The sequence below is a fragment of the Parahoeflea halophila genome, assembly GCF_900220985.1.
GTDB classification, from domain to species: Bacteria; Pseudomonadota; Alphaproteobacteria; order Rhizobiales; family Rhizobiaceae; genus Hoeflea; species Hoeflea halophila.
This window is the reverse complement of the sequence record NZ_OCPC01000003.1, coordinates 453,566-466,238: the sequence shown is the minus strand read 5'-3', so window position 1 is coordinate 466,238 and position 12,673 is coordinate 453,566. Positions and strand designations below refer to the sequence as shown.

The window sequence follows — 12,673 nt, the reverse complement described above, 5'->3', positions numbered from 1 at the left end:
CGGAGAGCGGTTTTACGGCAGGGCAGCATAGCCTTCGGTGAAGCCGGCCAGATCGACTGGAATGCCGATGCCTTCCTCAGGCGTCTGAAACACGATGAAGGTGGCCGTGGTCCCGCCGCGCAAGGTGGTCAGCAGCGTTTCGTCGAGGATCACTTCAGCATAGCAGCCGTCCGAGAAGCAGCGCACGAAATAGGCCCGGCCGATATCCTTGCCGTCGACATTCAGCCCCAGCCCCGAAGGCAGCAATACACCGAGCGGCGCCAGCACCCTGAGGATTCGCGCCTGCTGGTCGGCGGTCTTCAACACCACGACGGAAAGTCCGACCTCTGGCCGGTCATCGGCAATGACGTTCTGCATCAGGGCGCATTGTTCTGACGGTGCACCGGCCGGAGTGTCGCAGACGATCGACCACGATCCGTGTGAGGATTTGACTTTCCCGGCCTGCTGCGCCGCTGCCTGGGTCGCAAGTCCCGGAGAGCTGGTGAGCATCAGGCCGGCCAGAACGGCGCCAGCACAACGGTTCAATTTTGGTGCAAATGCCATTTCAACTCCATGGAACGGCCGAATCATCGCTCAATTTGTAGATGGGCGGGACCAAAATGGAACCCTTTAACGGCACTCTCAGCTGCTTTGTGCGGCAAAAATGCGGCTTCGGGCCGTCTTGGCTTGCTCATTGCGAGCCCCCAACGGCGTCGGCAACGAAGCCAGCACGGGTGTTTGTTGCAAGTTTAAAGGCTAAGCGTCGATGGAGCGCATTTTGTCGTCCCAAACACCTCGTGCCCGGGCGCCCGCGCAAAAATGCCGCATCATCAACAGGTGACGGCAGTTGCGGGCGGTGTCATTCTGTGGTTTGAAGCGCCAATCAAATTGAGGGATTCCGTCTGGTCACGCAGGCGGAACGATACTCGAGGGAGACACCAACGTGACCAACAAGCTTTCCGCAGGGCTTGCCGCACTCGCTTCGCTGGGCACGAGCCCCGCCTTGGCCGCGCAGCCAGTTGATTGGCAGATGGGCTTCCAGCCTGCTGCCACTGACATCATGGAGCAGATTCGCAGCTTCGAAAACTACACGCTCTGGTTCATCGTGCCGATTACACTCTTCGTGCTGGCCCTTCTGGTCTACGCGATGGTGAAATTCCGCGCCAGCGCCAATCCCACTCCCTCCAAGACCAGCCACAATTCCCTCATCGAGGTGATCTGGACCTTGGGGCCGGTCGTCATCCTTCTGGCGCTCGCGATTCCGTCCTTCAATCTGCTGACAGCGCAGTATTCGCCGCCGGAGGCCGATTACACGGTCAAGGCGACTGGCTACCAGTGGTACTGGGGCTACGAGTACCAGACCGAAAATGAAGTCTCTTTTGATTCGCTGATGCTGCAGGAAGCCGACCGTGTCGCTGCCGGCAAGGAAGATGTCGCTGCCTATCCGCGCCTGCTGGCTGTCGACAACGAATTCGTCGTTCCTGTCGGCAAGACGGTCCGGCTGCTCGTGACCGCCGCCGATGTTCTTCACGCCTTCGCCATGCCGGCTTTCGGCGTCAAGATGGACGCCGTTCCGGGCCGTCTCAATGAGACTTGGTTCAAGGCGGAGGTCGAAGGCATGTATTACGGCCAGTGTTCCGAGCTCTGCGGCAAGGACCACGCCTACATGCCGATCGCGATCCGCGTGGTTTCGCAGGAGCAGTTCGATGCGTGGCTGACCGCCGCTGCCGACGATGTCGAAGCCGCCAATCGCAACCTTGTTGCCGCCATCGAAGCCGATGCAAAGTCGGTTGATGTCGCCGCAAACGATCAGAATTAAGAGAGGGGACTGAGACCAATGGCCGGTTCAACTGTCGCTCATGACGACCACGACCACATGCCCAAGGGCTTTGTGCGTCGCTGGATGTACTCCACCAACCATAAGGACATCGGTACGCTCTACCTGATCTTCGCGATCATCGCGGGCATCATCGGCGGTCTGCTCTCTGTCGCCATGCGCATGGAGCTGCAGGAGCCGGGCATCCAGATTTTCCACGGCCTTGCGGCAATGGTCTATGGCTTCGAGGGCGATGCCGCCATCGACGGCGGCAAGCACATGTACAATGTGTTCACCACCGCCCACGGCCTGATCATGATCTTCTTCATGGTGATGCCGGCCCTGATCGGCGGCTTCGCCAACTGGATGGTTCCGATCATGATCGGCGCGCCCGACATGGCGTTCCCGCGCATGAACAACATCTCGTTCTGGCTGCTTCCACCTGCCTTCATCCTGCTGCTGCTTTCGATGTTCGTCGAAGGTCCCGCAGGCGCCTACGGCACCGGTGGTGGCTGGACCATCTACCCGCCGTTGTCGACGAGCGGACAGCCTGGTCCTGCCATGGATTTCGCCATCCTGTCGCTGCACGTGGCCGGTGCCTCGTCGATCCTGGGTGCGATCAACTTCATCACCACCATCTTCAACATGCGCGCGCCGGGCATGACCCTGCACAAGATGCCGCTGTTTGCCTGGTCGGTGCTGATCACCGCTTTCCTGCTGCTGCTGTCGCTGCCGGTTCTGGCGGGTGGCATCACCATGCTGCTGACCGACCGCAACTTCGGCACCGCGTTCTTCGCGCCTGAAGGCGGCGGCGACCCGATCCTGTTCCAGCACCTGTTCTGGTTCTTCGGTCACCCGGAAGTCTACATCCTGATCCTGCCGGCCTTCGGCATCGTCAGCCACATCATCTCGACCTTCTCGCGCAAGCCGGTCTTCGGCTATCTCGGAATGGCCTATGCCATGGTCGCGATCGGTGCCGTCGGCTTCATCGTCTGGGCCCACCACATGTACACGGTCGGTCTGTCGCTCAACACGCAGCGCTACTTCGTCTTCGCCACCATGGTGATCGCTGTTCCGACCGGCGTGAAGATCTTCTCCTGGATCGCAACGATGTGGGGTGGTTCGATCACCTTCCGTACTCCGATGCTCTGGGCGATCGGCTTCATCTTCCTGTTCACCGTCGGCGGTGTGACGGGCGTACAGCTCGCCAATGCAGGCCTCGACCGCGCCATGCACGACACCTACTACGTCGTTGCCCACTTCCACTACGTGCTGTCGCTGGGTGCCGTCTTCGCGATCTTCGCCGGCTGGTACTACTGGTTTCCGAAGATGTTCGGCTACATGTACAGCCCGATGATCGCGCGCACCCATTTCTGGGTCACCTTCGTGGGCGTGAACCTGGTGTTCTTCCCGCAGCACTTCCTCGGCCTGGCCGGCATGCCGCGCCGCTACATCGACTACCCCGATGCATTCGCTGGCTGGAACGCGATCTCGTCCTACGGTTCGTACATCTCCGGCATCGGTGTTCTGATCTTCCTCTGGGGTGTCTGGGAAGCCTTCTCCAAGAAGCGCGTCGCGGGCGATAATCCATGGGGCGAGGGTGCGACCACGCTGGAATGGCAGCTGTCTTCGCCGCCGCCCTACCACCAGTGGGAACAGCTGCCGCGCATCAAGTAACAGCGCGCAGCAGATAAAAATTGCCAGGCCGCCGGGACCATCCGGCGGTTTGGCGCGTAAAGCCCGGACATGGGACGCGGACCGCAGAATAGGCAGGTCCCCCAGAACCGGCAAAATGTAGGAAAGGCAAATTGCCCATGGCAATGACCGACGAACATGATGCTCTGGCCACGCCTGCTTCCGTGGATGTCCTGGAAGGCGATGCGGGTGATTTCTTCGCGCTGCTCAAGCCGCGCGTCATGTCGCTCGTTGTCTTCACTGCCCTCGTCGGCCTGCTGATGGCGCCGGGCGAGATCCACCCGGTTCTGGGCTTCATCGCGATCCTGTCGATCGCCGTGGGCGCCGGTGCGTCGGGCGCGCTCAACATGTGGTATGACGCCGACATCGACATCCTGATGGGCCGCACCGCCAAGCGCCCGATCCCCGCCGGCCGCATTTCCGCCGACACCACGCTGGCATTCGGCATGTTCCTGTCGGTCTTTTCTGTCGCGACGCTTGGCCTTATGGTCAACTGGCTCTCGGCCGGCCTGCTTGCCTTCACGATTTTCTTCTACGCCGTCGTCTACACGATGTGGCTCAAGCGTTCGACGCCGCAAAACATCGTCATCGGCGGTGCCGCAGGCGCATTTCCGCCGATCATTGGCTGGGCCTGCGTCACAAACTCGATCTCGCTCGAGAGTATCGTTCTGTTCGCCATCATCTTTCTCTGGACACCGGCGCATTTCTGGGCGCTGGCGCTATTCAAGTCTGAGGATTACGGCCGCGCCGGAATTCCGATGCTGCCCAATGTCGCCGGTGAGCGCACCACCAAGCACCAGATCGTTCTCTATGCCGTGTTGACGGCCATCAGCGGCGTCGTGCCGACGGTTCTGGGCTTTGCCGGCATGGTCTACGGTGCCTTTGCAGCCATTCTGGGCGCCGTCTTCATCTGGCATGCCGTCAAGGTCTGGCGCATGCCGGACGGCGACAGCAAAATGGTGCCGGCCAAGAAGATGTTCGCCTATTCGCTGGTCTATCTGTTCTGCATCTTTACAGCACTTTTGGTGAGTGCGCTGGTGACCAAGTTTACCGGCATGGCGGTGTAATCATGAACCAGATCGATCTGACCGAAAAGCAGAAGAAGGCCAGGCGCTCGCGCAATGTTGCGCTGGGCATCGTGCTGGCCGTCCTGGCGGTAATGTTTTATGTCGTGACCATCATCAAGATCGGCCCGGGCATCTTTGACCGGGCGATGTGAGGAGAATTCCGTGAGCGCGAATGAAACCGGCGATGGCAAGACAAAGGGCAGCGCAAACATGCGTATCGTCGTCGCGTGTTCGGCTTTTGTCGCCTCGATGATCGGTGTCAGCTACGCCGCTGTTCCGCTTTACCAGCTGTTTTGCCAGGTGACGGGTTACGGGGGTACCACGCAGCGCGTCGAGCAGATGTCCGAGACAATTCTGGACCGCAAGATCAAGGTCCGGTTTGACGCAAACACCGCGGGCGGCCTGCCGTGGGATTTCAAGCCGGTCGAGCGCGAGGTTGAACTTCGTATCGGCGAGACCATCCAGATCGGTTACACGGCCGAGAACACGTCGAATCAGTCGACATTCGGCCAGGCGACCTTCAATGTCACGCCGATGTCGGCTGGTGCCTATTTCAACAAGATCCAGTGTTTCTGCTTCACCGAGACCGAGCTTAAACCGGGCGAAACACTCGACATGCCTGTCGTCTTCTTCGTCGATCCTGCGATCGTCGACGATCTGGATGCCAAGGACGTAACAACAATCACGCTGTCTTACACATTCTTCCCCCATGCATCGGAAAAACCCGTTGCAGCGGTGGAAGAGCCGGTGCAAGACAGGAATACCTTGTAAGACCAACACTGCGCCGGACGGGTGGTCCGGGGCGGGTATGATGACCATCGGGGAAAGCTGACATGGCCGACGCACATCAAAAACACCATGACTATCACATCATCGACCCGAGCCCCTGGCCGCTCGTCGGTTCGATCGGGGCGCTCGTTATGGCGCTCGGCGGCATCGGCTGGATGCAGGGGCTGAAGGGCGCGGATTCACTGCTCGGCTTGCCGATTGCCAATCCGGTCATGTTCCTCGTCGGTCTGGCGATCGTTCTCTACACCATGTTCGGCTGGTGGGGCGCGACCATCAAGGAGGCTCATGAGGGTCACCATACCCGCGTCGTCGGTTTGCACCTGCGCTATGGCATGATCATGTTCATCGCCTCGGAAGTGATGTTCTTCGTCGCCTGGTTCTGGGCTTTCTTCGACGCCAGCCTGTTTCCCGATGAAGCCAGTCAGGTCGCCCGCGTCGCCTTTACCGGTGGGCAGTGGCCGCCCGAAGGCATCGAGGTTCTCGACCCGATGCACCTGCCGCTCTACAACACCATTATCCTGCTGCTGTCGGGCACCACGATCACTTGGGCGCACCATGCGCTGCTGCATGGCGACCGCAAGGGCCTGGTCAACGGCCTGATCCTGACGATCCTGCTCGGCATCCTGTTCTCGATCGTTCAGGTCTACGAATACGGCCACGCTCCGTTCGCCTTCAAGGATTCGATCTACGGTGCAACCTTCTACATGGCCACCGGCTTCCACGGCTTCCACGTGTTTGTCGGCACGATCTTCCTGATTGTCTGCCTGGTTCGCGCCATGAAGGGTGACTTCACGCCCAAGCAGCATTTCGGGTTTGAGGCAGCTGCCTGGTACTGGCACTTCGTCGACGTGGTCTGGCTGTTCCTGTTCTTCTCGATCTACATCTGGGCTTCCTGGGGTGCGCCGATCTACCACGGCTGATCAAGTCCAGGATCCAACTAGACTACAGGGCGGCGGGGAAACCTGCCGCCCTGTGCATTTCAGCCGGGGAACTGAGGCCGGAGACAAGGAACAGCAACAATGAGCAGCGACGAGGCACATTATCCGCCGGTTGATCCGGTGCAGGTCGGTCTGCGCGGCCGTTGCCCGCGTTGCGGCGAAGGCGCGCTGTATGACGGGTTGTTGAGCGTCAAACCGAAATGCGGCGTTTGCGGCCTGGACAATGGCTTTGCCGATGCCGGCGACGGACCGGCCGTCTTCGGCATCATGATCATCGGCTTTCTGGTCGTCGGGTTCGCACTCTGGCTGGAAGTCAATTACAGCCCGGCGCTGTGGGTGCACCTGACCCTGTGGATTCCGCTTTCCACCGTGCTCACGCTCGTGTTCCTGCGCATCGCCAAGGGGGTGCTGATCGCACTCCAGTTCCGCAACAAGGCAGCCGAGGGAGCGATCGATCGTGGCTGAAACAGACGTCAAGACAGCGTCGCCGCGCTGGCGTTTCTGGGCCGTGCTTATCCTGCTGCCCGCGGCGTTCGCCGTGCTGCTCGCATTGGGTACATGGCAGGTGCAGCGGCTGGTCTGGAAGGAAAGCCTGCTTGCCGCCATCGAACAGCGAAGCAATGCCGAGCCGGTCAGCATTGCAGAAATCGAGACAGCGCATCAGGCGGGTGAGCCGATCGAGTACCGCACGGCCTTTGCCACCGGCCGGTATCTCCATGACAGCGAACGCCACTTCTTCGCCACCTTCAACGGGCAGATCGGCTACTATGTGTATACGCCGATGCAGATCGGTGACGGCCGCTACCTCTTCGTCAATCGCGGCTTTGTGCCTTACGATCTGAAAGACCCCAAGACCCGGCCTCAAAGCCTGCTCGAGGGGGAACAGCGGGTCACGGGCCTGGCGCGCGAGCGGCTGTCCGAACGGCCGTCCTTTATGGTGCCAGACAATGACGAAGCGGCAAACATTTTCTACTGGAAGGATCTCGATCGGATGGCCGCATCCGCCGGGCTGCAGGCGGAGGATGTGCTGCCGTTCTTCCTTGATGCCGACGCAACCCCGGTTCCGGGTGGATTGCCAAGGGGAGGGGTGACGGTGATCGACCTGCCCAACAGTCACCTGCAATATGCGGTGACCTGGTATGGCCTGGCCCTGGCGCTTCTCGGCGTGAGTGTGTTTGCCTGGTGGAAGCGAAAATCCTGATCGCGGCTGGCGCTTGCGGGCCATGGCATGGTAGCCCCAGAGGATGAAACGGATGGGAAGTTGATATGGCTGTTCTGGCATTGATCCTGGTTGCGCTGATCGCTTTCGAGCATATCTATATTCTCGTGCTGGAGATGTTCCTCTGGACCAAGCCGCGCGGCATGAAGGCTTTCGGTACCCGGCCCGAGCAAGCAGCCCAGACACGTGTGATGGCGGCAAATCAGGGTCTCTACAACGGGTTCCTCGCCGCCGGCCTGATCTGGTCACTGCTGCACCCGGATGCTGAATTTGCCTTTCAGCTGCAGCTCTTCTTCTTGGGTTGCGTCCTCGTTGCCGGCCTCTATGGTGGCGCCACCGCGTCGCGCAAGATATTCATCATCCAGGCGCTTCCGGCCGCAATTGCGCTGATAGTGGTCCTGATTGCGGGCTGATGCTGTGCTGAATGAAACTGTTGGTAAGCCGATGAACAAAACTCCACTGACAATCAGGCTATGTGGTCCGCGCGGATTTTGCGCCGGTGTCGACCGCGCCATCCAGATCGTCGTGCTGGCGCTGAAGAAATACGGTGCGCCGGTCTATGTCCGGCACGAGATCGTTCACAACCGTTTCGTGGTTGAAGGCCTGGAAGCGCTGGGTGCGATCTTTGTCGAGGAACTCGATGAGATCCCGCAGGAGCATCACGCCCAACCGGTGATCTTTTCCGCTCACGGCGTTGCCAAGTCGGTTCCGGCCGATGCCGAGGCGCGCAATCTGTTTTACCTCGATGCCACCTGTCCGCTGGTTTCCAAGGTGCACAAGCAGGCCATGCGGCATGAGCGTCTGGGCCGTCATGTGGTGCTGATCGGCCACAAGGGGCATCCCGAGGTGATCGGCACCATGGGGCAACTGCCGCCCGGCGCCGTGACGCTGGTCGAGACCGTGGCGGATGTGGATGCCTTCGAACCCGCAGATCCTTCGGCACTCGGGTTTGTCACCCAGACCACGCTGTCGGTGGATGACACGGCAGATGTGATTGCCCGGCTTCACGCCAAATTTCCTCAAATTACGGCACCGGCTGCGGAATCGATCTGCTACGCCACCACCAACCGGCAGGATGCGGTCAAGCAGGCGGCACCCGGCTGCGACCTGTTCGTGGTCGTCGGCGCTCCCAATTCGTCCAATTCCAAGCGGCTGGTCGAAGTGGCGCTGAAGGCCGGGGCAAAGAAGTCCATCCTGCTGCAGCGCGCCCATGAGATCGACTGGGATGCCATCGGCGACATTCGCCTGCTCGGCCTGTCTGCCGGCGCATCCGCACCCGAAGTCGTGGTCGCCGAGATCATCGACGCCTTCAAGGCCCGGTTCGATGCCACCATCGAGCTGGCCGAGACAGTGCAGGAAACCGAGAATTTTCTGGTCAACCGCGAACTCCGCGACGTGGAACTGACCACTGCCGACATGGCATTTGTCAACGGAGTGCGTTGAGTATGGCCGTTTATACGGATGTGAACGAGGACCAGCTCAGGGCCTTCCTTGCTGAGTATGATGTCGGCACGCTGTTGTCCTACAAGGGCATTGCCGAAGGGGTCGAGAATTCCAATTTCCTGCTCCGCACCAGTGGCGGCACCTACATCCTCACGCTCTACGAGAAGCGGGTGAACCGGGACGACTTGCCGTTTTTCATCGGCCTGATGGATCACCTGGCACTCAAGGGCCTGAGCTGTCCGCTGCCGATCGAGCGCCGTGGCGGTGGTCATCTGGGTGAACTGGCGGGACGTCCGGCCGCCATGGTGTCATTCCTTGATGGAGCCTGGTTGCGCAAGCCCCAGGTCCAGCATTGCCGCGAGGTCGGCCGTGCGCTGGCCGAAATGCATAACGCCGGACACGATTTTGCCATTCGCCGCAAAAACGGATTGACGGTCACTGACTGGCGGCCACTCTGGGAAGGCTCGCGGGAACGCGCGGACGAGGTTCAGCCGGGCCTGCGCGACGAGATCGACGAGGAATTGGCGGCTTTGGAGCAGAACTGGCCCTCCGGTCTGCCTGAAGGCGTCATCCATGCCGATTTGTTTCCCGACAACGTGTTCTTCATCGAGGACCGCTTGTCGGGGCTGATCGATTTCTATTTCGCCTGCAATGATTTCTTTGCCTATGACGTCGCCATCTGCCTTAACGCCTGGTGCTTCGAGGCCGACGGCGCGTTCAACCACACCAAGGGCATGGCGTTGATTGACGGCTACAACACGGTCCGTCCGCTGCAGCCGGCGGAAGCCGGGGCTCTGCCGCTGCTCGCCCGCGGCGCAGCCCTGCGCTTCTTTCTGACCCGGCTCCATGACTGGCTGACCACACCTGAAGGTGCTTTGGTGGTCAAGAAGGATCCAATCGAGTATCTGCGCAAGCTGCGCTTCCACCGCCAAGTTGCCTCTGGCTCCGAATACGGACTTCGCGCCAAGGACTTGATATCTTGAAGCATGTTGAGATTTTCACCGACGGTGCCTGCTCGGGCAACCCTGGCCCGGGGGGCTGGGGAGCCATCCTCCGCCATGGCGAGAATGTAAAGGAAATGTCCGGCGGCGAGGCGGTGACCACCAACAACCGCATGGAACTGCTTGGCGCGATCTCGGCGCTGAACGCGCTCAAGAGCGCCTGCGAGGTCGATCTCTACACCGACAGCAAATATGTCATGGACGGCATTTCCAAATGGATATTCGGCTGGAAGAAGAACGGCTGGAAGACCGCGGGCAAGAAGCCGGTCAAGAACGCCGAGCTTTGGCAGGCGCTGGACCAGGCCAACCAGCGCCACAAGGTCAAGTGGCACTGGGTCAAAGGGCATGCCGGTCATCCGGAAAACGAACGTGCCGATGAATTGGCGCGTGCGGGCATGGCTCCGTTCAAAAAGTAAACGGCGCCCCATTGAGCGCCGTTCAAGTCCCGGAATAATCGGAAAAGATCAGAGCTGTTCGATCAGTGCTGCGGCACCGGATGTCACAGCCGTGCCGGGCGTATCCTCGATATTGAGCGCGGTTACGGTGCCGTCTTCCACGATCATCGAATAGCGTTTCGATCGAATCCCCAGCGTGCCCGCCGAAAGATCGGCTTCCATGCCGATTGCCTTGGTGAAGCTGGCATCCCAGTCCGACAGGTATCGCAGCTTGCCGGTGCCGTTGGTGGCCTTTTCCCAGGCACCCATGACGAAGGCATCGTTGACGGAGACCACGGCGATGTCATCGACACCCTTGGCCAGGATCGCATCGCGATTTTCCAGGTAACCTGGCAGGTGGTTGAGATGGCAGGTCGGCGTGAAGGCGCCCGGTACAGCAAACAGCACGACTTTCCTGCCGGCAAACAGATCGCTGGTGGTCGTCTCGGTCATCCCATCGGCGGTCTTTTCCTTGAACGTGGCGTCGGGCAGTTTGTCCCCAATTGAAATCGTCATGTCAGCGCTCCCTTGCGTGGATTTGATGTCAGCCTCAATCTAGGCAGAGCGCCGGAAATATCGAGTCCTGCTCGCGATATCCACGGGATTGATCACTTGTCGGCGCCGGGATTGACCGTGACACGCTGTTCTATAGCCCTTTGGCCGAGCGTTATGACCACATCGAGATCCATTTTTTCTGAATTCTTCCCGAACCCGGCCGGCGGGTCGACCCGTACTGTCCATTCGGCCACGCCGCCTGTATCTCGTACGAGTTTCGGAGGACCGAAGGCAAACCCCTGCGGTCCGGCGACAAACAACTCCGCGTTAGCGTTCAAGGGTCGGAACGCCGGCAAACTGGCCGTGACGTCGAGCTGCTTGCTGTTCAGATCGAGACTTGCAGTTTCGATGCTGAAATCAACGCCGGCGGGCTCGGGCAAATGCGCGAATGCGGCATGGACGGCTTCGCTGTCCGGATCCCCGGCGGCTTGGTTCCGAGGCAGCTCGACGGTCAGCTCGGCCTGAAAGGGGACACAGATCTTCTCGCAGATGCCGATAAATGCCTGCGCGTGAATGCGCGCTTCGCCGGAGAGCGTCCGCCGAAAGGTCAACGGGAACTGGACCGGAGCGGTGTACCCCGCCCAGACTGAATATCCATCATCGACACGGACGGGGGCGGGATATTCCATCTTGTCGAAGTCGATACCTTGGCTTTGCGAGAAATCAAGCGTCGGCGGAATACCGGCGCTGCCCGGGTCGCGCCAATAGGTCTTCCAGCCGGGATCCAGCGCAACATCCAGGATACCCCTGATGGTGCCGTCGTCACGGACGACCGGGTCGACCACCAGCCGCATGCGTCCGCCTTCGGTTTCGGCCCAGCCGCTGTCCAGTGACCAGGCGGGAATGGAACCGAGAGGCAGTGCCGCGGCCAGTGCCAGGAGAGCAGATGTCAGCAGTCGGTAAACGTGATACAGGTGATGTTTGAACATGCCGGCAATCTAGCGGAGGACTGTGCTTCAAATCCAATCAACAGACCCCGGCTTGTGTCATTTTTCCGTGAGCGTCCCATATGGTCATTCATCTGCATGAAGGGACTTTCCAAAATACTGAAACTTGCTAGGCTTGACTGATGTTAGGGATCGAAAAACAGCTGTCTCGCGCAAGCCGGGGATGTCTGGACGGACATTTCCTGATCGCCATGCCGGGCATGAATGACGAGCGTTTTGAACGCACCGTCATCTTTATCTGTGCCCATTCGGAGGATGGTGCCATGGGTTTCATCCTCAATCGCCCGCAGCCGGTTCAATTCCACGAATTGCTCGACAATCTCGATCTTGACAGCGCCACGGGAACAGGTGAGCGAGAGAGCCTGAAGCATAATGTGAGCGAATGCGCGCGAGACTTCCCTATCCAGATCGGCGGGCCGGTTGATTCCGGACGTGGGTTTGTGCTCCATTCCGACGACTACATGAGCGAATCCACAATGCCAATCAATGACGACCTGTGCCTCACGGCCACCGTCGACATCCTCCGCGCCATCAAGGATGGTCGCGGGCCGCGGCGGGGGATCATGCTGCTCGGCTATGCCGGCTGGGCAGCCGGTCAGCTTGAGACCGAAATCGCTACCAACACCTGGCTCAGCTGTCCCGGGCGCGACGATATCGTCTTCGATCAGGATCATTCCGGGAAATACGACCGGGTGCTGGCTCATATGGGCATCCATCCGGCGATGTTGTCCAACCAGGCCGGTCACGCCTGACATGACAGCGCTGCACAACCAATTGGATGCACAAAGGC

The 12,673-nt window shown here is 60.1% G+C and carries 16 protein-coding genes; 13 read left to right on the top strand and 3 right to left on the bottom strand.

Annotated elements, in window-relative coordinates:
- Positions 1 to 12: 12 nt before the first annotated feature.
- Positions 13 to 489: an invasion associated locus B family protein gene (locus CRO46_RS12755; RefSeq protein WP_244577891.1), complete on the bottom strand. Its 477-nt coding sequence runs from the start codon at positions 487 to 489 to the stop codon at positions 13 to 15.
- Between the two features lie 433 nt (positions 490 to 922).
- On the opposite strand from CRO46_RS12755, the gene coxB reads away from it, so the two are divergent.
- The 12 genes from coxB (at position 923) to rnhA (ending at position 10,363) form a co-directional block, all read left to right on the top strand.
- Entirely contained in the window at positions 923 to 1,798 is an 876-nt protein-coding gene (gene coxB / locus CRO46_RS12750; protein WP_097108144.1) for a cytochrome c oxidase subunit II, read from the top strand.
- 18 nt (positions 1,799 to 1,816) lie between these two features.
- On the top strand, positions 1,817 to 3,472 hold the full coding sequence (gene ctaD / locus CRO46_RS12745) for a cytochrome c oxidase subunit I (RefSeq protein WP_097108143.1): 1,656 nt from the start codon (positions 1,817 to 1,819) through the stop codon (positions 3,470 to 3,472).
- Positions 3,473 to 3,609: 137 nt separating this feature from the next.
- The gene (locus CRO46_RS12740) at positions 3,610 to 4,557 is read left to right on the top strand and encodes a heme o synthase (protein ID WP_097108142.1); all 948 of its coding nucleotides are present in this window, start codon (positions 3,610 to 3,612) and stop codon (positions 4,555 to 4,557) included.
- 2 nt (positions 4,558 to 4,559) lie between these two features.
- Complete coding sequence (locus tag CRO46_RS19990; protein ID WP_179759049.1) at positions 4,560 to 4,709, top strand: DUF2116 family Zn-ribbon domain-containing protein; 150 nt, start codon at positions 4,560 to 4,562, stop codon at positions 4,707 to 4,709.
- Between the two features lie 10 nt (positions 4,710 to 4,719).
- Positions 4,720 to 5,328 (top strand): cytochrome c oxidase assembly protein, encoded by a 609-nt coding sequence (locus tag CRO46_RS12735; RefSeq protein WP_425479275.1) that lies wholly within the window; start codon positions 4,720 to 4,722, stop codon positions 5,326 to 5,328.
- 62 nt (positions 5,329 to 5,390) lie between these two features.
- On the top strand, positions 5,391 to 6,266 hold the full coding sequence (locus CRO46_RS12730; RefSeq protein WP_097108141.1) for a cytochrome c oxidase subunit 3: 876 nt from the start codon (positions 5,391 to 5,393) through the stop codon (positions 6,264 to 6,266).
- Between the two features lie 99 nt (positions 6,267 to 6,365).
- Positions 6,366 to 6,749, top strand: a complete 384-nt coding sequence (locus tag CRO46_RS12725; RefSeq protein WP_097108140.1) for a DUF983 domain-containing protein — start codon at positions 6,366 to 6,368, stop codon at positions 6,747 to 6,749.
- Entirely contained in the window at positions 6,742 to 7,485 is a 744-nt protein-coding gene (locus CRO46_RS12720; protein ID WP_097108139.1) for an SURF1 family protein, read from the top strand. Before CRO46_RS12725 ends, CRO46_RS12720 begins: the two co-directional genes overlap by 8 nt.
- Positions 7,486 to 7,550: 65 nt before the next feature.
- Positions 7,551 to 7,916: a DUF1304 domain-containing protein gene (locus tag CRO46_RS12715; RefSeq protein ID WP_097108138.1), complete on the top strand. Its 366-nt coding sequence runs from the start codon at positions 7,551 to 7,553 to the stop codon at positions 7,914 to 7,916.
- Positions 7,917 to 7,947: 31 nt separating this feature from the next.
- Positions 7,948 to 8,946, top strand: a complete 999-nt coding sequence (gene ispH / locus CRO46_RS12710) for a 4-hydroxy-3-methylbut-2-enyl diphosphate reductase (RefSeq protein ID WP_097108137.1) — start codon at positions 7,948 to 7,950, stop codon at positions 8,944 to 8,946.
- A 2-nt stretch (positions 8,947 to 8,948) separates the two neighbouring features.
- Positions 8,949 to 9,929 carry a homoserine kinase gene (locus CRO46_RS12705; protein ID WP_097108136.1) on the top strand — a complete coding sequence of 327 codons (981 nt, stop codon included), beginning with the start codon at positions 8,949 to 8,951 and terminating at the stop codon, positions 9,927 to 9,929.
- Complete coding sequence (rnhA, locus tag CRO46_RS12700) at positions 9,926 to 10,363, top strand: ribonuclease HI (RefSeq protein WP_097108135.1); 438 nt, start codon at positions 9,926 to 9,928, stop codon at positions 10,361 to 10,363. Before CRO46_RS12705 ends, rnhA begins: the two co-directional genes overlap by 4 nt.
- Before the next feature lie 48 nt (positions 10,364 to 10,411).
- Here rnhA and CRO46_RS12695 read toward each other — a convergent pair whose 3' ends face one another.
- On the bottom strand, positions 10,412 to 10,897 hold the full coding sequence (locus tag CRO46_RS12695) for a peroxiredoxin (protein ID WP_097108134.1): 486 nt from the start codon (positions 10,895 to 10,897) through the stop codon (positions 10,412 to 10,414).
- Between the two features lie 92 nt (positions 10,898 to 10,989).
- A complete protein-coding gene (locus tag CRO46_RS12690) occupies positions 10,990 to 11,730 on the bottom strand; it encodes a protein-disulfide reductase DsbD domain-containing protein (RefSeq protein ID WP_179759048.1) in 741 nt (246 codons plus the stop codon).
- A gap of 275 nt (positions 11,731 to 12,005) precedes the next feature.
- Here CRO46_RS12690 and CRO46_RS12685 point away from each other — a divergent pair, with 275 nt between their 5' ends.
- On the top strand, positions 12,006 to 12,635 hold the full coding sequence (locus CRO46_RS12685; RefSeq protein ID WP_097108132.1) for a YqgE/AlgH family protein: 630 nt from the start codon (positions 12,006 to 12,008) through the stop codon (positions 12,633 to 12,635).
- Positions 12,636 to 12,673 lie beyond the last annotated feature (38 nt).